At 71.3% G+C, this 19,357-nt stretch carries 22 protein-coding genes; 13 read left to right on the top strand and 9 right to left on the bottom strand.

Features of this window, described 5'->3' with window-relative positions; genetic code table 11:
• Positions 1-46: 46 nt before the first annotated feature.
• The 3 genes from ACE3TA_RS19885 to dgcA all read left to right on the top strand — a co-directional run bounded on the left by ACE3TA_RS19885 (position 47) and on the right by dgcA (position 2,145).
• Positions 47-595 (top strand): PleD family two-component system response regulator, encoded by a 549-nt coding sequence (locus ACE3TA_RS19885; RefSeq protein ID WP_374576077.1) that lies wholly within the window; start codon positions 47-49, stop codon positions 593-595.
• On the top strand, positions 592-1,086 hold the full coding sequence (locus ACE3TA_RS19890; RefSeq protein ID WP_374576078.1) for a hypothetical protein: 495 nt from the start codon (positions 592-594) through the stop codon (positions 1,084-1,086). The genes ACE3TA_RS19885 and ACE3TA_RS19890 overlap by 4 nt, the downstream gene beginning before the upstream one ends.
• Before the next feature lie 87 nt (positions 1,087-1,173).
• Positions 1,174-2,145: an N-acetyl-D-Glu racemase DgcA gene (gene dgcA / locus ACE3TA_RS19895; protein ID WP_374576079.1), complete on the top strand. Its 972-nt coding sequence runs from the start codon at positions 1,174-1,176 to the stop codon at positions 2,143-2,145.
• A 3-nt stretch (positions 2,146-2,148) separates the two neighbouring features.
• On the opposite strand, the gene scpA is transcribed toward dgcA, so the two are convergent.
• Both scpA and ACE3TA_RS19905 read right to left on the bottom strand, forming a co-directional pair.
• Positions 2,149-4,308 carry a methylmalonyl-CoA mutase gene (gene scpA, locus ACE3TA_RS19900; protein ID WP_374576080.1) on the bottom strand — a complete coding sequence of 720 codons (2,160 nt, stop codon included), beginning with the start codon at positions 4,306-4,308 and terminating at the stop codon, positions 2,149-2,151.
• Positions 4,305-5,741, bottom strand: coding sequence for a methylmalonyl-CoA mutase family protein (locus ACE3TA_RS19905; RefSeq protein WP_374576081.1), 1,437 nt, complete (start codon positions 5,739-5,741; stop codon positions 4,305-4,307). Before ACE3TA_RS19905 ends, scpA begins: the two co-directional genes overlap by 4 nt.
• A 150-nt stretch (positions 5,742-5,891) precedes the next feature.
• Between ACE3TA_RS19905 and ACE3TA_RS19910 the strand changes: the two genes are divergently transcribed.
• Entirely contained in the window at positions 5,892-6,902 is a 1,011-nt protein-coding gene (locus tag ACE3TA_RS19910; protein ID WP_374576082.1) for an NAD(P)H-dependent flavin oxidoreductase, read from the top strand.
• 7 nt (positions 6,903-6,909) lie between these two features.
• Here ACE3TA_RS19910 and ACE3TA_RS19915 read toward each other — a convergent pair whose 3' ends face one another.
• The 6 genes from ACE3TA_RS19915 to ACE3TA_RS19940 form a co-directional block, all read right to left on the bottom strand.
• Positions 6,910-9,072, bottom strand: coding sequence for a transglycosylase domain-containing protein (locus tag ACE3TA_RS19915; protein WP_374576083.1), 2,163 nt, complete (start codon positions 9,070-9,072; stop codon positions 6,910-6,912).
• Positions 9,073-9,156: 84 nt separating this feature from the next.
• Positions 9,157-10,608 carry an MFS transporter gene (locus tag ACE3TA_RS19920; RefSeq protein WP_374576084.1) on the bottom strand — a complete coding sequence of 484 codons (1,452 nt, stop codon included), beginning with the start codon at positions 10,606-10,608 and terminating at the stop codon, positions 9,157-9,159.
• Positions 10,605-11,060 (bottom strand): MarR family winged helix-turn-helix transcriptional regulator, encoded by a 456-nt coding sequence (locus tag ACE3TA_RS19925; RefSeq protein WP_374576085.1) that lies wholly within the window; start codon positions 11,058-11,060, stop codon positions 10,605-10,607. The genes ACE3TA_RS19920 and ACE3TA_RS19925 overlap by 4 nt, the downstream gene beginning before the upstream one ends.
• Positions 11,061-11,133: 73 nt before the next feature.
• Positions 11,134-11,688, bottom strand: a complete 555-nt coding sequence (locus ACE3TA_RS19930; protein ID WP_374576086.1) for an SOS response-associated peptidase — start codon at positions 11,686-11,688, stop codon at positions 11,134-11,136.
• Positions 11,689-11,729: 41 nt separating this feature from the next.
• Positions 11,730-12,170 carry a hypothetical protein gene (locus ACE3TA_RS19935; RefSeq protein ID WP_374576087.1) on the bottom strand — a complete coding sequence of 147 codons (441 nt, stop codon included), beginning with the start codon at positions 12,168-12,170 and terminating at the stop codon, positions 11,730-11,732.
• Between the two features lie 66 nt (positions 12,171-12,236).
• Positions 12,237-12,887, bottom strand: a complete 651-nt coding sequence (locus tag ACE3TA_RS19940; protein ID WP_374576088.1) for a peptidase S24 — start codon at positions 12,885-12,887, stop codon at positions 12,237-12,239.
• Positions 12,888-12,966: 79 nt separating this feature from the next.
• Here ACE3TA_RS19940 and ACE3TA_RS19945 point away from each other — a divergent pair, with 79 nt between their 5' ends.
• Genes ACE3TA_RS19945 through ACE3TA_RS19955 form a run of 3 tightly spaced genes read left to right on the top strand, consistent with a single transcriptional unit; the run spans position 12,967 to position 14,109 of the window.
• Positions 12,967-13,308 (top strand): hypothetical protein, encoded by a 342-nt coding sequence (locus ACE3TA_RS19945; protein WP_374576089.1) that lies wholly within the window; start codon positions 12,967-12,969, stop codon positions 13,306-13,308.
• Positions 13,301-13,498, top strand: coding sequence for a hypothetical protein (locus ACE3TA_RS19950; RefSeq protein ID WP_374576090.1), 198 nt, complete (start codon positions 13,301-13,303; stop codon positions 13,496-13,498). Before ACE3TA_RS19945 ends, ACE3TA_RS19950 begins: the two co-directional genes overlap by 8 nt.
• 35 nt (positions 13,499-13,533) lie before the next feature.
• Complete coding sequence (locus tag ACE3TA_RS19955) at positions 13,534-14,109, top strand: hypothetical protein (protein WP_374576091.1); 576 nt, start codon at positions 13,534-13,536, stop codon at positions 14,107-14,109.
• Here ACE3TA_RS19955 and ACE3TA_RS19960 read toward each other — a convergent pair.
• A complete protein-coding gene (locus ACE3TA_RS19960) occupies positions 14,106-14,723 on the bottom strand; it encodes a DJ-1/PfpI family protein (protein WP_374576092.1) in 618 nt (205 codons plus the stop codon). The genes ACE3TA_RS19955 and ACE3TA_RS19960 overlap by 4 nt on opposite strands.
• A 517-nt stretch (positions 14,724-15,240) precedes the next feature.
• Here ACE3TA_RS19960 and ACE3TA_RS19965 point away from each other — a divergent pair.
• The 6 genes from ACE3TA_RS19965 to ACE3TA_RS19990 all read left to right on the top strand — a co-directional run bounded on the left by ACE3TA_RS19965 (position 15,241) and on the right by ACE3TA_RS19990 (position 19,295).
• Positions 15,241-15,648: a hypothetical protein gene (locus ACE3TA_RS19965; protein ID WP_374576093.1), complete on the top strand. Its 408-nt coding sequence runs from the start codon at positions 15,241-15,243 to the stop codon at positions 15,646-15,648.
• A gap of 133 nt (positions 15,649-15,781) precedes the next feature.
• Entirely contained in the window at positions 15,782-16,606 is an 825-nt protein-coding gene (locus ACE3TA_RS19970) for a hypothetical protein (protein WP_374576094.1), read from the top strand.
• Positions 16,607-16,627: 21 nt separating this feature from the next.
• Positions 16,628-17,947, top strand: coding sequence for a hypothetical protein (locus tag ACE3TA_RS19975; protein ID WP_374576095.1), 1,320 nt, complete (start codon positions 16,628-16,630; stop codon positions 17,945-17,947).
• A gap of 158 nt (positions 17,948-18,105) precedes the next feature.
• Positions 18,106-18,444 (top strand): hypothetical protein, encoded by a 339-nt coding sequence (locus tag ACE3TA_RS19980; RefSeq protein WP_374576096.1) that lies wholly within the window; start codon positions 18,106-18,108, stop codon positions 18,442-18,444.
• A gap of 73 nt (positions 18,445-18,517) precedes the next feature.
• Positions 18,518-18,931 carry a hypothetical protein gene (locus tag ACE3TA_RS19985; protein WP_374576097.1) on the top strand — a complete coding sequence of 138 codons (414 nt, stop codon included), beginning with the start codon at positions 18,518-18,520 and terminating at the stop codon, positions 18,929-18,931.
• A gap of 43 nt (positions 18,932-18,974) precedes the next feature.
• Entirely contained in the window at positions 18,975-19,295 is a 321-nt protein-coding gene (locus ACE3TA_RS19990; protein ID WP_374576098.1) for a hypothetical protein, read from the top strand.
• Positions 19,296-19,357: the final 62 nt, after the last annotated feature.

The raw sequence follows: 19,357 nt of genomic DNA on the forward strand, positions 1-19,357 counted from the left end.
GTTGGATCCAAAATCCCGCGCACGCTTCAATTTCGAACGGGCTTCGGTGCTTCTGTTCGAAACCACGCCCATGGGCATGGAGATCCTGGTCCAGCTCCTGACCGGCTTCGGCGCCAGGACGCTGCATCGCGCCAGCAACCTCGACGAGGCGCAGGACATCATCAAGCGCTTCGCCGTGGACCTGGCCGTGGTGGACGCCTCGCCGACGGGCGAGGGCTATGAGTTCGTCAACTGGCTGAGGCGCAGCAAGATCGAGCCCAACTGCTTCACGCCGGTGCTGCTGACGGCCGGCCACACCCCGAGCCACGCGGTGGAGCAGGCCCGCGCCTGTGGCGCCGACTTCATCATGAAGAAGCCGCTGACGCCGAAGACAGTGCTGGAGCGCGTGGTCTTCATCGCCCGCGAGGGCCGCAAGTTCGTGGACTGCGACACCTATGTGGGCCCGGACCGGCGCATCAAGAACGAGGGCGTGCCCGGCGGCGGGCAGGGACGACGTCGCGACGACCTGCCGCCCGAGGTGGGCGAGGCGGTCATGCCCAACATGGACCAAGAGATGATCGACAACATGGTCACCAGCCGGAAGGTCCAGTTGTGAGCGTCAGCTTCTTCACCCCCAAACGCCAGCTCAGCGCGCTGCTGCGCGCGCCCGGAGGGCTGCCGGTCGAGGAGGCGATCGCCAAGGCCACAGCCAACCTGGGCGAGCTGGCCGGCGCGTGCGTGGCCGAGGTGGGGCAGAGCATCGACAAGGCCGAGGCCTGCATGGCCAAGAGCCCGCCGACGTATGACGAAGGCTTCCTGATGGAGCTCTACGGCCTCGTCAGCCCGCCGATCGGCGTGGCCTCGGTCTGCGGCCTGGGCGCCATCGACGTGGCGTTGCACAGCCTGTGCGACCTGATCGACCACCTGCACACCACCGGCCGCTGGGACGTGGAGGCGCTGCAAGTGCACGTGCAGGCGCTGAAGCTGCTGCTGCACACAGAAAGCGCGCAGAACGCCGAGCAGACCGAGGCGGTGCTGAGCGGCCTGCGCCAGGTGAGCCAGCGCTATGCGGCGCCGACCAAGCCGGACGCGACGCCGGCGGCTTGAAGCGGCGCGGGCCGGCGGCTTGAAGCGGCGCGGGCCGGCGGCTAGGCCTGAGGCGCAACCGCACCCAGGAGACATCCCCTGCGCAAGTTGACCGTTCAGGACGAGCGCTGGCCGATCGCCGGCGCCTTCACCATCGCGCGCGGCGCCAAGACCGAGGCCCACGTCGTGGTCGCCGAAGTGCGTCAGGGCGAGGCGCGGGGCAGGGGCGAGGCCGTGCCCTACGCCCGCTATGGAGAGAGCGTGGAGAGCGTGCTGGCCGAGATCGAGGCGGCGCGGGCCGCCGTCGAGGCCGGGGCGACGCGCATCGACCTCCTGGAGCTGATGCCCGCCGGGGCGGCGCGCAACGCCGTCGACTGCGCCCTGTGGGACCTGGAGGCCAAGCTGGCGGGCGAGCCGGCCTGGCGGCTGGCGGGCCGCGAGCGGCTGGACCCGGTGAAGACCTGCTACACGATCAGCCTGGGAACACCCGAGGCGATGGCCGAGGCGGCGCGGGCGGCCGCGCGCCGGCCGATGCTGAAGCTGAAGATCGGCGGGCCGGGCGACCTGGACCGGGTGGAGGCCGTGCGCACGGCCGCGCCGAAGTCGAGGCTGGTGGTGGACGCCAACGAGGCGCTGAGCTTCGCGGAGCTGCAGGCCCTGGCGCCGGAGTTCGCGCGGCTGGACGTGAAGCTGATCGAGCAGCCGCTGAAGGCCGGCGAGGACGAGGCGCTGGAGGGCTTCGAAAGCCCTGTGATGCTGTGCGCCGACGAGAGCCTGCACACGCGCGCCGAGCTGGCCGCCTGCGCGCGGCGCTACGGCTGCGTGAACGTCAAGCTCGACAAGACCGGCGGCCTGACCGAGGCCCTGGCGCTCTGCGCCGAGGCGCGGGCGCTGGGCCTGGAGATCATGGCCGGCTGCATGGTGGCGACCTCGCTGGCCATGGCCCCGGCGATGATCATCGCCCAGGGGGCGCGGTTCGTGGACCTGGACGGGCCGCTGCTGCTGGCCAGGGACCGGGAGCCGGGGCTGACGTTCGTCGGCTCGATGATCGAGCCGCCGACGTCCGAGCTCTGGGGCTAGAGCCTAGCGGGCCGGTTCGACCTGAGCATAGCCGAGCTGCTCGTTCAGGCGCTCGATGACCTCGATCGCGCATTCGGGCACCGGCGAGCCGGGCGGGAAGATCGCCGCCACGCCCATGTCGCGCAGGGCGTCGAAGTCTTCCGGCGGGATGACGCCGCCGACGACCACCATGATGTCCGGCCGGCCCAGGCGGGCGAGCTCGGCCTTCAGCTCCGGCACCAGGGTGAGGTGGCCGGCGGCGAGGGAGCTGGCGCCCACCACGTGGACGCCGGCCTCGACGGCCTCGGCGGCGGCCTCGGCCGGGGTCTGGAAGAGGTCGCCGATGTCGACGTCGAAGCCGAGGTCGGTGAAACCGGAGGCGATCACCTTCTGGCCGCGGTCGTGGCCGTCCTGGCCCATCTTGGCCACCAGGATGCGCGGCTTCTTGCCGTCGGCCTGGGCGAACGCCTGGACCAGGGCGCGGGCGCGCTCGGCGGCGGGCGTGGCGCCGGATTCGCGCAGATAGACGCCCTTGACCGCATCGGCCTTGGCCTTGTGGCGGTTGAAGACGGCCTCCAGGGCGTCGCTGATCTCGCCGACGGTGGCCTTGGCGCGGGCGGCCTCGACCGACAGCTCCAGGAGGTTGCCGCTCCCGCGCGCGCCGTTGGTGAGGGCTTCGAGGGCCTTGGCCACGGCGGCCGGATCGCGCTCGGCCTTCAGGCGGGCGAGCTTTTCGAGCTGGCGTTCGCGCACCGCGGTGTTGTCGACCTTGAGCACCGGGATCACGTCGGCGCTGTCGGGGCGGTAGCGGTTGACGCCGACAACGCTCTGGCGGCCGGAGTCGATGCGCGCCTGGGTGCGGGCGGCGGCCTCCTCGATGCGGCGCTTGGGCAGGCCGTCCTCGATGGCCTTGGCCATGCCGCCCAGGGCCTCGACCTCGGCGATGTGCTGCAGGGCGCGCTCGGCAAGGTCGGCGGTGAGGCGCTCGACGTAGTAGGAGCCGCCCCAGGGATCGATCACCCGCGTCTGGCCGCTCTCCATCTGGATGAAGAGCTGGGTGTTGCGCGCGATGCGGGCCGAGAAGTCGGTGGGCAGCGCCAGGGCCTCGTCCAGCGAGTTGGTGTGCAGGCTCTGGGTCTGGCCGCTGGTGGCGGCGATGGCCTCGATGCAAGTGCGCGGCACGTTGTTGAACACGTCCTGCGCCGCCAGGCTCCAGCCGCTGGTCTGGGTGTGGGCGCGAAGGGCCAGCGAGCGGGCGTCCTTCGGGTCGAAGTTCTCCTTCATGAGCTTGGCCCAGAGCAGGCGCCCGGCGCGCTGCTTGGCGATCTCCATGAAAGCGTTCATGCCGGCGTTCCAAAAGAACGACAGGCGCGGGGCGAAGCGGTCGACGTCCATGCCGGCGGCGACACCGGCGCGGACGTATTCGACGCCGTCGGCCAGGGTGTAGGCCAGCTCCAAGTCCAGCGTCGCGCCGGCCTCCTGGATGTGATAGCCGGAGATCGAGATCGAGTTGAACTTCGGCATTTCGCGCGAAGTATAGGAAAAGATGTCGGAAATGATCCGCATCGAAGGTCCGGGCGGGTAGATGTAGGTGTTCCGGACCAGGAACTCCTTGAGGATGTCGTTCTGGATCGTGCCGGAGAGCTTGGCGTGCGGCACGCCCTGTTCTTCGCCAGCGACGATGTAGAGCGCCAGGATCGGCAGCACCGCGCCGTTCATGGTCATCGACACGCTCATCTGATCGAGCGGGATGCCGTCGAACAGGGTGCGCATGTCCAGGATGGAGTCGATGGCGACGCCCGCCATGCCGACGTCGCCCCTCACGCGGGGATGGTCGGAATCGTAGCCGCGGTGCGTGGCCAGGTCGAAGGCGACGGACAGGCCCTTCTGACCGGCGGCCAGGTTGCGGCGGTAGAAGGCGTTGGAATCCTCGGCCGTGGAGAAGCCCGCGTACTGGCGGATGGTCCACGGGTTGGTGAGGTACATGGTCGGGTAGGGGCCGCGCAGGAACGGCGCCAGGCCCGGATAGCCGCGGCGGGCGTCGAAGCCGGCGATATCGGCGGCGGTGTAGGCGGACTTGACCGCAATGCCCTCGGGCGTGTCCCACGGCGCCTCGGGCGGCTGGGCGGCGGTGGAAGCGTCCAGGGTGAACGGCAGGGTCGAGAAGTCAGGGAAGCGGCTCATTGGGCGGCCTCAAACGGCTCGGCTAGGCGGATCGGCGTCAGCGGCGGGCAGGCGCCGTCGGGGCCGGGCAGGCGGGGCGAGGGGGCCTCGACCGGCGTGCGCGCCGGGGTCTCGACCTCGACCGGCGCGGCCTGGGTAGGCGGAAAGGCGGTGACGCCGACGATCTTCGGCTGGCCGGCGGCGACGCGAGCCTGGGCGGCGTGAGCGACGCCCTCGGCGACGTGGCCGCTGGCGAGCGCCGCGATGAGGCCGCCTTGGGCCTCGATGGCCTGGAACGCGGCCCAGGCGGCGCGGGCGAGGCCGTCGGTGAGGGCCTCGACGTAGCCGGCGCCGGCGGCCGGATCGCTGACCCGGCCGACGTGGGATTCCTCCATCAGCACGAGCTGGGTGTTGCGGCTCTGGCGGCGGGCGAAGGCAGTGGGCGCGCCGATGGCGTCGGTGAAGGCGCCGAGCTGGATTGCGTCGGCGCCGCCGACGGCCGCGCCGAAACCGGCCGAGGTGAGCCGCAACATGTTGGTCCAGGCGTCCTGGGCGGCGAGCATCCGGCGCGAGCTGCGGGCCTCGATGCGGGCGGGGCCGGGCGCGCCGCAGGCCTCGGTGACGCGCGCCCAGATCGCCCGGGCGGCGCGCAGCTTGGCGATGGACAGGAAGTAGTCCGCGTCGGCCGCCAGGCTGAGGGTGATCGTAGAGAAGGCCTTGTCCATCGCCATGCCGGCGCGGACCAGCGCCTTGGCGTAGGCCACCGCCGCGGCCGCAGCGAAGGCGAGTTCGCCGACCTCGCCGCCGCCGGCCTCATGCACCACGCGGCCGGAGGCGAGGAAGAGCTGGGCCTGGGGGTAGGTCTCGGCCAGGCGCACGGCGACGGTGGCGGCGGAGACCAGATGGCTCTCGATCGGACCGGGGCTGGCGCCGGCTCCGGCGAAGGCGCTCAGGGGATCGAGGTGGAAGAGCAGGCGCGCGGTCGGCGAGGCCTTGGCCACGGTTCCCAGCCAATCGGCCGCCTTGGGGCCGAGGAAGCCGGCGTCGAGGGCGACGGGCGCGAGTTCGAGGAGCACGCCCTCAAGGGCGCGGGCGAGCTGGTCGGCCGAGCCGACGGCGACGCCGTCCTGGGCGGTGGGGTCGATCCGCAGGATCGCCGAAGCCGCGCCGCCCTCCAGATCGCGCAGGAGCTCGGTGTTGGCGCGGGCGGGGTCCGGATGAGCGACCGCCACGCGCACGTCCCACGGCCGGTCGGCGTCGAACGGGCGCGGGGCGACGGCAGGCGGCGACGCGTCGGCGGCGGCGGCGTAGAGCGGTTCGACCGGCACGCCGTCGACCGTGGCGCCCACGAGGCTTTCGAAGGGCTTGTCGCCAAGGGTCTTGGCGACGAGGGCGCGCCAGTCGGCCGCGCTCGCGGCGGGAAAGGCGGCGGCGAGGGAGGATGTATCGGCCATCGCCGGCCAGATGGGCCGCGCGCGCCTTGCCCGTCAAGTCGCCGTAGCGGAACCGCGCGGGCGCGACGCCAGGGCGCTTGCGTGAGCCCGCGTTATATGCGTACGCTGTAAATATTAGAGAGGAAACTTATACTCGAGAGGACCTCGTCCATGGCCCTGCCGCCCGTCCTTCGCGACCGCCTTCGCCTGCCGGTGATCGCCTCGCCGCTTTTCATCATTTCGAACCCGGACCTGGTCATCGCCCAGTGTACCTCCGGGATCGTCGGCTCCTTCCCGTCGCTGAACGCCCGGCCGATCAGCCTGCTGGACGAATGGCTGGCGCGGATCACCGAGGAACTGGCCGCGTGGGACCGCGACCATCCGGACACGCCGTCCGCGCCGTTCGCGGTGAACCAGATCGTGCACAAGACCAACGACCGGCTCGAGCAGGATCTCGAGCTGTGCGTGAAGTACAAGGTCCCGGTGATCATCACCTCGCTCGGCGCGCGGACCGACGTGAACGAGGCGATCCACTCCTATGGCGGGGTGGTGCTGCATGACGTGATCAACTCGACCTTCGCCCGCAAGGCCATCGAGAAGGGCGCCGACGGGCTGATCCCGGTGGCGGCGGGCGCCGGCGGCCACGCCGGGCGGCTGTCGCCCTTCGCCCTGATCCAGGAACTGCGCGAGTGGTTCGACGGGCCGATCGCCCTTTCGGGCGCGATCGCCAACGGCGGCGCGATCCTGGGCGCCCAGGCCATGGGCGCGGACCTGGCCTACATCGGCTCGGCGTTCATCGCGACCAAGGAGGCCAACGCCGTCCAGGGCTACAAGGACATGATCGTGGCCTCGAGCGGCGACGACATCGTCTATTCGAACCTGTTCACCGGGGTGCACGGCAACTATCTGCGCCCCTCGATCGTGGCGGCGGGCCTGGACCCGGACAACCTGCCGGAATCGGACCCGTCGAAGATGAACTTCGGCTCGGGCGGCAACACCAAGGCCAAGGCCTGGAAGGACATCTGGGGCTGCGGCCAGGGCATCGGCGCGGTCAAGGAGATCCCGTCGGCCGCCGAACTGGTCGCCCGCCTGACCCGCGAGTACGACGAGGCCGTGGCCTCGCTGGCGGCCAAGGTCGCGCTGACCCGCGGACAGGTGAACGCCCTGGCGGCGGCGGAATAGCCGAACTCTAGAAGGGCGTGCTGGGAGACCAGGTCGGCCGGCCGCCGGACTCGGACCCGGCGCGCTCTTCGGCCAGGTCGGCGTCGTCCCGGGGCGTCGGCGGACGGATGTCCGCGGGCGCCCGGGCGCGGCCGTAGCCGGGCGGGAAGAGCGGGCCGACGGCGCGCCCGCGCGGTTCGGCGTAGGTGACCGAGCCCGGCCCCTGGGGCGATTCCCAAGGCGCGCCGTCCGGCCAGCGGCCGTCGTCCCCGGTCTCGCCGGGGTCTTCGGCGTAGGGGTCTTCTGCGTATTGGTCGTCGAACCAGCTTGGCGGCGGCGTCAGCTCGGGCGCCCAGTCGAAGTCGCGCACCGGAAGGCCTTTTTCCGCGACGGTCATGAAGGCGCGCCAGATCGTAGCCGGCGTCGAGCCGCCGGTGACGCCGCGCATGGGGCGGTTGTCGTCGTGGCCGACCCAGACGCCGCAGGCCCAGTCGGGCGTGAAGCCGACGAACCAAGCGTCGCGGTAGTCCTGGCTGGTGCCGGTCTTGCCCGCGGCGGGGCGGCCGATGTCGGCCCGGCGGCCCGTGCCGGCGGTGATCACCCCCTGCATCATCCTGACCATCTGGCCGGCCTGATACTGAGAATAGACCGGGGCGCCGGCGCTCGGCGCGCGCCGGTAGAGCACGTCGCCGCGGGCGTTGGTGACCTCGGCGACGAGGTAGGGCTGGACGCGTGAGCCGGCGTTCTGCAGCACCTGGTAGGCGCTGACGAGCTGAAGGAGGCTGACCTCGTAGGCGCCCAGCGCCAGGGACGGGCCGGGGTGTTCCGGAATGGTGGACAGGCCGAACCGGCGGGCGAGGGAGGCCACATGGTCGACGCCGGCCTCGCGCGCCAGGCGGACCGAGACGGTGTTGAGCGACAACTGCAGGGCGCGCTCGACGGTGACCGGGCCGTGATAGCCGCCGCCATAGTTCTGCGGCGTCCAGCCGTTGATGGCGATGGGCTCGTCCATGCGCACGTCGAAGGGGCCGACGCCCTGCTCGAGGGCCGCGGCCCAGACGAAGGGCTTGAAGGACGAGCCCGGCTGGCGGCGCGCCTGCAGCGCGCGGTCATAGGGGCTCTTGCCGTGATCGACGCCGCCGATCATGGCGCGGATCGCGCCGTCGGGCGCCAGGGCCACCAGCGCGCCCTGGCGGCCCGCAGCGCCGAGGTTGCGGCGCAGGGCCTGGGCGGCGGCGGCCTGGAGCGCGGGATCGACCGTCAGGCGCACGACGAGGTCCGGCGCCGCGCCGGGGCCGACGAGGCCTTCGGCCTCCTTCTGCGCGGCGTCGAGCGCCCAGGCCATGTCGCCTTCCGACGAGGGGGCCGGCGCGCGGACCTTGGGCGCGGCGGCGAGGGCGGCCCGGGCCTCGTCGGGCGTGATCCAGTTCATCTCGGCCATGGTCGTCAGGATCAGGCGCGCCCGGCTCCAGGCGGCGGGCAGGTCCTTGGTGAGGGACAGGCGCGTGGGCGCCTTGGGCAGGGCCGCCAGCAGGGCCGCCTCGCCAAGCGTGAGGTCGCGCGGGTCCTTGCCGAAGTAGCCGTCGGCCGCAGCGGCGAGGCCGTAGGCGCGGTCGCCGAAGTAGATGCGGTTCAGGTAGAGCTGGAGAATCTCGTCCTTGGAGAGGGCCTGCTCCAGGCGGGCGGCGAGGAACGCCTCCTGGATCTTCCGCTTGATGGTCTTGTCGGGCTTGAGGAACAGGGTGCGGGCGAGCTGCTGGGAGAGGGTCGAGGCGCCCTCGACCGGGCGGCCCGCGCGCAGATTGACCGCGGCGGCGCGCAGGAGGCCGCGCAGGTCGATGGGACCGTGCTGGTAGAAGCGCTTGTCCTCGGCGGCCAGGAAGGCCTGGGGCACGCGGGCCGGCAGGTCGGCCAGCTCCACGCGGCGGCCGTGGCGCGGGCCGCGATAGGCGAGGACCTGGCCGTCGGGGCCGATGAAGGTGACGCCCGGAGGCCGGCCCGCCGACCAGAGCGTCGCGCGATCCGGGATCTGCGGCAGGCCGGCCACGTAGAAGCGCTGCACGGCCAGGCCGAAGCCGGCCGCGCCGACCAGGGCCACGCAGAGCAGCGCGCCGAGCATCGGCCATAGCCGCAGGCGCCGGCGGGGCGGCTCGGGCGGCTTGGTGCGTCTGGCGAAGCTGTTGGGCGGCAAGGGGGAATCCACGCGCGCGGATCAGCGCGGGCGCATTGGACTAGGCGCGCGCGCCGACCGCAAGGGCCGCCGCGCCCTGGCCGCTCAGGCCGCGACGCGGCCGTTCATCGCGTCGCCGGCGTCCTTGGGCAGGCGCAGGTAGAAGGCCAGGGAGATGAAGGTGATCGCGCCGATCACCAGGAAGGCGGGCGAGATGGTCGCCGCCGTCATCTGGGTCTGGCCGTGGGCGGTCATCAGCAGATGCAGCAGCATGGCCGCCAGGCCCACGCCGATCGACTGCATGAGCTGCTGGCCCATGCTGGAGATCGTCGAGGCCCGGCTCATGTGCGACTGCTCGATGTCGGCGTAGGCCATGCCGTTGAGGCTGGTGAACTGCAGCGAGCGGAAGAAGCCAGCGATCAGCAGCACGATCATCAGGAGCCAGTGCGGCGTGGTGGGCCGGAACAGGCTGTAGGCCATGAAGCTGAGGCCGACGATGACCGCGTTGATCGACAGCACGGTGCGGAAGCCGAAGCGGCGCAGGATCGGCGGGGCGGCGGTCTTCATCACCAGGGCCCCGGCGGCGCTGACGAAGGTGAGGGTGCCGGCGCGGAAGGCGGACATGCCGAAGCCGATCTGCAGGAGCATGGCCAGCATGAAGGGGTTGGCGCCCATGGCCATGCGCATGAAGGCGCCGCCGACGACCGAGGCGTTGAACGTGCGCACCTTGAACAGCGACAGGTCCAGGATGGCGTTCGGCGCGCGGCGCGCGTGCAGGACGTAGAGGTAGAGGCACATGCCGCCGCCGACGAAGAGGCCGGCGACGACGGGGGCGGGCAGCAGGTCCCGCCCCAGGTTCTCGAAGCCGAAGATCAGGCCGGCCATGCCGAAGCCGGTGAGCCAAAGGCCGGTCCAGTCGATCGGGGAGACCTCCTGCTCCTTCACGTTGGGCACGAAGCGGGCGACCAGGGCGACGCCGACGGTGGCGATCGGCAGGTTGGCGAAGAAGATCCAGCGCCAGTCCCAGAAGGTGACGATGAAGCCGCCGATCGGCGGGCCGATCACCGGCCCCAGGAGCGCGGGCATGGTGAGCACCGACATGGCCCCGACGAGCTCGTGCTTGGGCGTGGTGCGCAGCAGGACCAGGCGGCCCACCGGCACCATCATGGCGCCGGCCATGCCCTGGAAGATGCGGGCGAGCACGAGGTCCAGCAGCGAGTGGGCGAAGCCGCAGGCGGCCGAACTCACCGCGAAGAGCACCATGGCGGCCATGAAGATGCGCTTGGCGCCGAAGCGGTCGGCGGCCCAGCCGCTGACCGGCAGGAAGACCGCCGTGGCCAGCATGTACATGGTGATGGCCAGGTTCAGGCGCAGCGGGTCGGTGTGCAGCGCGTGGGCCATGGTCGGCAGGGCGTTGGACAGGACCGTGGAGTCGAGCGTCTGCATCAGCAGCGCCGAGCCGATGATCGCCGGAACCATCCAGCCCACGCGTTCGGTGGGCTCGCCGGAGGAGGCGTCGGACGAAGCCGACCGGAGGGGAGTTTCGGCCTGGCTCAATTTTCGATCGCAGACAGTTCGAGGAGGGGGGCGGCCGCGGCGGCGAGGGCCTGGCGCGCTTCGGCGGGCAGTTGGGCGAGCCGCGCGGCGAGCCAGTCGTTGCGCTGGCGGCGGATGGCGGCGAGCGCCTCGCGACCGGCGTCGGTGATGGTCAGGCCAGAGCGACGGCCGTCCTCGGCGTCGGTGGCGCGGCTGACCCAGCCGGCGGCCTCGAGCCGCTTGATGTGGCTGCTCATGGTGGGACGGGAGATCTTCTCTTCGTCGGCCAGGTCGCAGACGCCGACGCCGGGCGTGCGCAGGATCTGACCCAGGAGCAGGGCGTCGAGAGCCGAGGCGCCGACCTTGTTGGCCTCCTGCCGCAGGCGGCGCGAGACGCGCAGGATCGCCGGGCGCAGGGCTTCAGCCAGGGCGACCGGGTCGGCGGGGTTGTCGGCGAGAGCGTTGAGCGGCACGAGAGACGGTTAATTTAGTTAGATTTCCTAACTATCTATATAGGCGCGTGCCGAGTCGATCAAGGGCGCCGTGCTAACGGACGCGTTCGACCTGCAGGAAGCCGGCGGGCGAGGGGGCGATGGGCGGCGCGTCGGCGGCGCCGGGATCGAGCCAGGCCGCCCATTGCGACCGCGGCGGCATGACGACCTGACGGTCGTGGTAGGGCGCGATGTCCGGGCCGGGCGCGCAGGTGAGCAGGGTGAAGCGGTCTTCGCGGATCAGGCCGGCGATGCAGAAGAGCTCGCTTTCGCTTGACGTGAACAGCCACTTGGATTTCGGCGACTTGTCGCCGGTGAACTCATAGAAGCCGTCGACGAGCACCAGGCAGCGGCCGGTCGCAAAGCGGCGGCCCTCGGAGCGGAAGTTGATCACCGGGCCGCCCTTGGGGCGGGGAAAGCCCCAGCGGAGCTGGCGCAACTCCGCCCCGCCCGGGCGGCCCACCAGCACGGCGGCGGGGTCGGTGGGGCGGATGGAGTCGCGGGGCTCCAGGTTGGGTGCGCCGCCGGGCCAGTCGATGTGAATCTCCAGGACCTCGAAGTCCTGGACGATCTGGTCGAGCGACTGGCGGAAGCGGACTTCGTTGCACATGGCGCCATGAGGCGCCGATCAGGCGGGATTCGGAAGCCCGATCAGTCGGTTTCGCCGGTCGCGGCGCCGCGGGCGATGCGGCGGGCCCGGCGCGCGGCGCGGCAGGCGGCGAGGGCCCTGTCCGCCATTTCCTCGGCGGCGGTGGCGCAGCCCTCGACCCCGGAGGATGCGCCACGGGACAGGGCCGCGCGGGCCGCCTCTCCGGCGGCGTGGGCCGCGGCGGCGGCGCGCTGGCTTTCGGCCACGGCGGCCAGGAGGCGGCCGGCGCTGGAGGCACGCCAGGAGTGCAGGCGGGCCAGCTTTTCGCGCGCCTCGGCGGCGAGGGCGGCGGCCGGCCTGGGCGCGACCGGGGGCGGGGAGAAGCCGGACCAGGCCACGCCGCCGTGGCGGGCGGCCTCGCGATCGCGGGCGGCGATCTGGGCCCGATCGGTCGACTGTTCGAGGGCGATCAGGCGGTTGAGGTCTTCTGAAGCGGTGATCATGAGGGTAATGTATAAAATATACAATCCTGCGTCAACCAGAACCGTATATCAGATACGTGCCCGTGTTCAGGCGGCGCTGGTGCGGATGATCCGGCGCGCCTGATAGGGCGGAATGATCGCGGTGATATGCGCGGCCCAGCGCAGGCGCGCGTCCTGGCGGGTAGGGCCGGCGATGCTCTCCAGGTCGTAGAGGCCGGGCCCGGAGCCGCGCAGCAGGCGCTTGACCAGCACCTCGTCGGTGTCGGTTTCCACGACGACCACGTGGCCGAGCATGTCCGGGGTGGGCGGGGTGCGCTGGTCTTCGAAGTAGATCAGCGCCCCGTCGTCGGCGACGCCGCGCATGGAATGGCCGACGACGCGCAGGGCCACGGCGCGATCGGTGCCGCCCGGCGGAATCGGAGCCAGATCCCCAGGTTCCTGACCGTTGGCGAACAGCACGATGCCATCCGGATTGGCGCCGACCCGGCCGATCACCGGCACCAGGCCGCTCTCCGCCGCCGGCCGCATGGGGCCTGAGGCGTCATAGAGCCATTCGGGGCGCACGCCGAAGGCCGCCGCATACTCCTTGGCCTTGCGATAGGAGAAGGGGGCGTTGCCGTTCTCGTTGGAGGCGTAGGTGTTGCGGTTCCAGCCGAAGGCGTCGGCCGCCGCGGCGGCGGTTTCGTAGCCTCGTTCCAGGCGCGCCTGGCGCAGGCGGTGGGAGCGGTCGTCGGTCATGGGGCCTGCCTGTGGATGAAATGTATTTTGCATACAGATTCGCCTTGCGCAAGGTATGTATCTTTCATACATTACCACCATGCCTAATCCTTCGATCCCTTCCACCACCCGACCGGCCGATCCCGCCGCCTATGCTGTCCTGCGGCGCGGCGGCGCCACGCCCGAGGCCGCCCGCGCGCAACTGGCGCTGGACGCGCGCAAGGCCGAGGCGCTGGAAAGCCTGTTCGCGGCCCGGGTGATGGGCGGTGGCGGGGAGCAGACCCCGCGGTTCGCCCGCCATGCGGCCCACGTGCGGGCGGTGATGGCCGAGGGCGGCTTCCCGGCCCTGGTGGAGACGCGCGCGAGCGACGGCCGGCCGGTGCTGACGGCGAAGCTGGCCTGGCCGGACTCGATCTGCGATCCGAGCCGCCGTCATGGCTAGCCGGCGCAACGACGTGGCTGGCTGGGTGGCCGCCGAACTGCGCGCCCGTTCGGCCGAGGAGCGCGGGCTCTTCCTGCGCGAACTGCTGGCGCACACGGCCGCCGGGCTGGTGGTGCTGGAAGGCGAGGCCAAGGCGAGCGAGGCGGTCTATCGCCTGGCCGACGCGGTGGTGGCCGGCGGCCGCGACTGAAGCTGATCATCCCCAACGTCCTGGAGACCCGACGCATGGCCCGTCCGTTCGATCCCGCGCGCCGCGAGCGCGAGCGACTGCTGGTTCTGGAGCGCCGGGCCGAGGCCCGCGCGGAGGCGAGCGCGGTGGCCGCGGGCGTCGCCGAGACCGTGGCGCTCTCCAAGGCGCGGGGCGCGGGCTTCGAGGCGCCGGCCGTGCGCCGCGGCGAACGCGAGAAGCCCTATCGCCGGCAGCCGGGCCTGGACTGGCTGGCGCGCAAGGGGCGGCTGACCGCCGTGCAGCGGGCGGCGGGCGAGCGCTATGGCGCGGCCTATCGCCGGGCCAAGCGCGAGGGCGCCATCCCCTCGAGCCTGGACGTGAAGCCGGGACGCAGCGACAGCGGCGGTCCGTCGCTGAACGCGATCCTGAGCCACGCCGAGCGGACGGCTTCGGCGGCGGCGCGGCTGGCGGCGTTCCGCGCGCGGCTGTCGAACCAGTCCGAACTGGTGAGCGCATGCGACCTTGTCTGCGGCGAGGAACTGACGCCGCGCGAAGCGGCCGGCGGCGAGCGCGAGGCCGGCCGGCTGGAAGCCGTGTTGACCGTGGCGCTGGATATCCTGGCAGAAGCCTAAGCGGCGGCGCTGAGGCGCAGGAACGGCCGCACGGCGGAAAGCGCGCGTTCGACCCAGGCGTCCTTCTCGCCCACCGGGGCCGCGCCCCAGATCATGCGCTCGGCCGCCTCCAGGCCCAGGGCGCGCGCGGCGATCCAGGTGGCGAGGTACTGCGAGGACAGGCATCCGCCGGCGCTGGCCACGTCGCCCTCCGCGTGGAACGGCTTGCCCGGCGTGGTGAAGCCCAGGGCCTTGATCGCGGGCGCGCTGGCGAGATCGGTGCAGATCGGCCGTCCCGGCTCGACGAGCCTCAGCGCGGCGAGGAGGAAGGCGCCTGAACACTGGCTGGCGATGAGCTGGCGCGCGGGGTCGAGCTTCAAAACGGCGCGGATCTTGGGATCGGCGGCGACCTCGGCCGACTTCATGCCGCTGCCGATGACCACGGCGTCAGCCTCGTTGGCGAACTCCAGCGGCTTTTGCGCCTGAACCGCGACCCCGTTCTTGGAGACCACCGTCTCGGTCGGCGCGGTGATGTAGGCGCGCACGCCTTCCTCGGAGAGGCGGTTGAGCAGGGCGGCGACGACGAACGAGTCGAGCTCGTTGAAAGCCTCGAAGGTGAGGACGGCGACGTTCATGGCGGCTCTCCTTCGCGGGCCGCCCTTCGCGGACTGCGAGGTGTAATTGTACAGGCCGACGGTTCGCGCGGGAATGGTCTGGACGGCCTATTTGTTCCTTTTTTGTTCTTGACTTCCGCGCGGTTTTCGGCGAAGATTTTGTAACGTTGGATCGTGCGTCTGCGTCTGCGTCTGCGGCGCGCGACACGTGTGAGACGGGCTCCGCGCCGAGACGCCGGGCCCGGATTTTCCAAGAGCTTGAAGGGATCGCGGCCGACCCGCCGCGCGCAGTTGCGCGCCGCAGGAGGAGCCGCGATCCGGCGACGGCGCGTTGCGCCTGCAGTCGTTGCGCGCCTAGCGTCCCTCCCTCCGCCGAGGGCGCGCCGCGCGGGACCGGCGCGGCCGTCGCCCAAGCTCCAAGATGCTTGCGCGTGACGCGCCCAGGCCCCCCGCGCCCGCCGCTTTCAAGGCGCTTCTCGTGGAGCGTGAGCGGGCGCGGGGGTGTGCCGCGCGAAGGTGTCGTTGAGCTGGAGGACGGATGGCGCGGGCGACGGGCGGCGGAACGGGGGACGAAGAGCGAAAAGTCGTCCCGATCGCGCCGAAACTGAGGGCCGCAAAGCCGGCCAAGCCGGCCGCGCCTGCGAGCAAACCGGCCGCGCCCGCCAGGAAGAAGGCGGCGCCTCCGGCGAAGGAGATCCCACCGCCGCCGGCCGACCTTCGCGAGGCGGCCCGCTCGATCGCCGGCTTGGCGATGGAGACCCTGGAGAAGATTATGCGCGAGAGCGGGTCGGACACCGCCAGGCTCGCCGCCGCGCGCGAGGTGCTGGACCGCGCCGGGGGCAAGCCCAAGGCCGGCGAACCGGCCGGCGAAGGCGGCCCGGTGACCGTCGTCATCCGCCGTTTCGGCGCGGACGGGCGCGAGCTCGAGGCGGGGGAGGCGGAGTGAGCGAGATGCGCCAGCGGGCGGAGTCCTTGCGCGAGTCCGGCGCGCATATCGCAGGCGAAGCCGGGCGCTTGAACAATCCAGAATGGTATGCAAACCGGCAGGGCCGATATCGTTGACGGGCCGGGGAGGGAGCATGCTTGCGCGGCTGGGAGCGCTTGTCGTCGTTGCGATCACGGCGTTGACGGCGTGCCAGGCCCATGGCGCGCGAGAGCCCCGGCTTTCGGAAGTGTGCGCCGCCGGGCTCATGCGGATCGAAGGCGGGGTCGCCGCCTGCGGGAGGCTGGAGCCGGCTTTCGTCGAGCGTATCCAGAAGGCCCTGAAACCTGGAGACTCTCGTGTCCGGCTGACCAGCAATGGAGGCGAGGGCCCCGCGGCGATGGCGCTTGCGGACCTGATTGAGCGGCGGCGCCTGAGGCTCGAGATCGCCGGAATTTGCGTGTCGGCCTGCGCGCACTTCGTCTATGCGCCCACGCCCAATGCTGTGGTGCTGCAGGGAGCGCTCGTCGGGTTTCATCACACGGCGTCGTACATCGACGCGCTGAAATTCGCCGACGAGACGCCGGAGAGCGCCGCGGAGGGACGCGCCCTGTCGGCCAAGGAGGCGGCGTTCTACAGGCGGCGAGGCCTGCCGACGTCCTTCCTCTATCAACCGGGCCTTCTGGTGACGGCGTGCATGTCGCCCGACAGGCGCTCGACGCTCAATCGCATGACGTTCATCACGCCCCGGCGCGACAAGATGGAGTTGATCATGGGGCGGCCGGTGGTCGGGTTCTGGCCGAAGGACTCCAAGGAACTTGGCGAGGCCTATGAAGCGGTCGCCGCCGAGCTTGGCGTTCCAAGAGGCGAAACGGTCTGGAGCGTCGGCGGACTGACGCCTGCGCCGCAGGCGGCCATCGATGCCGTCATCAGCCGGATTCCCACATGCACTCCCGCGCAAATGGCTGAAGCGGGCCGCTAGAGAGCGCCCCAGCGAGTGACCATGGACTTTCAACTTCCAGCCGGCTGGTCGCCTCGCGGCTACCAGTCCGGTCTTTGGCGCTATCTGCAGAGCGGAGGGCTGAGGGCCGACGTGGCCGCCCATCGGCGGTGGGGCAAGGACGAGGTGGCGCTGAACTGGACGGCGGTGGCCGCCCACCAGCGGCCGGGCGTCTACTGGCACCTGCTGCCGGAAGCCTCCCAGGGGCGCAAGGCGATCTGGGACGCGGTGAACCCGCACACCGGCCGGCGGCGGGTGGACGAAGCGTTTCCCAAGGCGCTGCGGGCCGCGACGCGCGATGCGGAGATGAGCGTCCGCTTCGCCAACGGCTCGGTCTGGCAGGTGGCCGGGTCGGACAATTTCAACAGCCTGATGGGCGCGCCGCCGGTGGGCGTGGTGTTCTCCGAGTGGGCGCTCGCCAAGCCGGACGCCTGGGCCTACATCCGCCCGATCCTGGCGGAGAACGGCGGCTGGGCCGTGTTCCTGTGGACGCCCAGGGGCCGCAACCACGCGGTGCGGGCCTTTGAGGCGCGGCGCGGCGATCCCGCCTGGTTCACCCTGCGCTCGCCGGCGACCGAGACGGACGTCTTCACCGAAGGCCAGCTCGCCCGGGAGCGGACCGAGTTGATCGCTGAGCTGGGATCGGAGGCGGAGGGCCACGCCCGCTTCGCCAGCGAGTACCTGGTGGACTTCGACGCCGCCGCGCCCGGCGCCTATTACGCCAGCCTGCTGGCCGAGGCGGACAAGGCGGGCCGTATTGCACGCGTGCCCTACGATCCGGCGCTGCGGGTCGACACGGCTTGGGATCTGGGGATCGACGACTACACGGCCATCTGGTTTTTCCAGCAGGTCGGCCGCGAGGTGCGGGCCATCGACTACTACGAGACCGGCGGCGAGGGGCTGCAGAGCGTGGCGCGCGAGGCGATCGCGTCCAAGCCCTATGTCTACGGGACCCACCACCTGCCTCACGACGTGATGGTGCGCGAACTGGGGGCGGCCGGGCGCAGCCGCTACGAGACCCTGGCGGGACTGGGCGTCTCGCCCGTCGCGGTGGGCGCGGCGACGGATCCAGAGGAGCGGATCAACGCCGGCCGGCTGATGATCCCGACGACGTGGTTCGACGCGGAGAAATGCGGGCCGGGGTTGGACCGGCTGCGCGCCTATCGCAAGCGCTGGAACAAGACGACCCGCAGTTACGCCGGGCCGCTGCACGACGCGGCCAGCCACGGCGCCGACGCCTTCGGCGAGTTTGCGCTCAACCGGCGCGGCGCGGTGGCGCGGCGGGCGGCGACGGACGCCGGCGCGCGGAGCTGGATGGGGTAGGGCCCAGCTTTCGCGTTGGACTGAGGACTAGAAATGGCGACCATGCCCAGAGGGTAGCCGCGCAGCGTGCCCGACGCTGCAGGTGAAGCATACGACTACTGGATGGCGCGTCTGCGCGACGCTCGGCGGAAGACGCGCTTACGCAAGCCGCCGGCCATGTGAAGAGGTCGGAAGATATCCTGGCTCATCCGATCCAAAGCGCAGAAGCGATCGGCGATTTTGCTGGCGACTACCGCGACCAAACATGCTCCCAATTTCGACCGGCGGGCCTGCCCGACAACTACCAATTCGTGCGCCGGCGCCACCTTGACGGGCATAAATGTTCTTGTAGTGTTCCGCCGGTGAGCAGGAGAGCAATCAAGATCTGGCTTGCTGTCGTCGGCGCGCTGCTGTTGACGGCGGCGGGCTGCACGCCGTCGGTCATTCGGTTTTTCGAGATCGACACCTGCCTGGATCGTGGCGGCGGCTGGAACGACGAGACGGGGTGCTACTTCTAGGACCCGCGCCGAGCCAAGAGTCGGCCTAGTCGGCCGCGAGACGATACAGCCTTTCAGTTGCTAGGAGTGCTTCATGGGGTCTGAGACCAATCCGACACGGGCTCTGTTGCGCGCCCGAGGCGTGCCGATGAAGGCGGACCGTCAGGCGAGCCAGCGGATCGACCCGTCCAAGACCGACGTGTTCGTTCCCGGTCCGGACGGCAAGCTGCAGCCGATCCCGGGGTGGCGCACGACCGGGCCCTTCGACTTCGGGACCTGGGCCAAGTACATCGACTGGGGCGGCGTGGCGCGCGACCTGGCGACGATCGGAGCCGGGGCGGTCGCCGGCGGCGGCGCGCCGGGGCTGGCGTCGAAAGCCGGCGTGACCGGCGTCGTCGGCGAAGGCCTGACCGGCGCGGACGCGGCGACGTTGGGCGGCGGGATGTACTCGCTGGGCGACGCCTTCGAACGCTCCGTGTCGGGATCGGCGCAGGACAAGGGGCGGTAGACCCGGCATAGTTGCGTCAGGGCCAGCAGGAGGGGGCGAGGTCATGGACAATCGGATCGTGCGATGGGCGGGGGTGATCTCGGCGGCGGCCGTGGCGCTCTACGTAGGGTTCGGCTTGCTTACCGGCCCGATGTCGATGGCGCTGATCGTGATGCTGGCGCTGATGGCCTGCGGCACGCTCCTGGCCAAGCACGCAATCGGGCCGGGCGCACTGGTCGCGCTGGGTGCGCTTGGCGCGGCCGACGCGGGCATGCGCCTGGCGTTCGGCATGTGGCTCTCGCCGGCCTGGAACCTCGCCTACCTGGCGGCGACCGTGGTCGCCCTGGTGAGCGGCGTCATGTTGCTGCGCGCCGCCAGGGCGTGAGCGCCGCGCCGCATGAGCCGCCGCCGCGCCTGAACTGACCGGCTGCGCTCCTAGCGCCGCCA

This window comes from Phenylobacterium sp., from assembly GCF_041916435.1.
Taxonomy (GTDB): domain Bacteria; phylum Pseudomonadota; class Alphaproteobacteria; order Caulobacterales; family Caulobacteraceae; genus Phenylobacterium.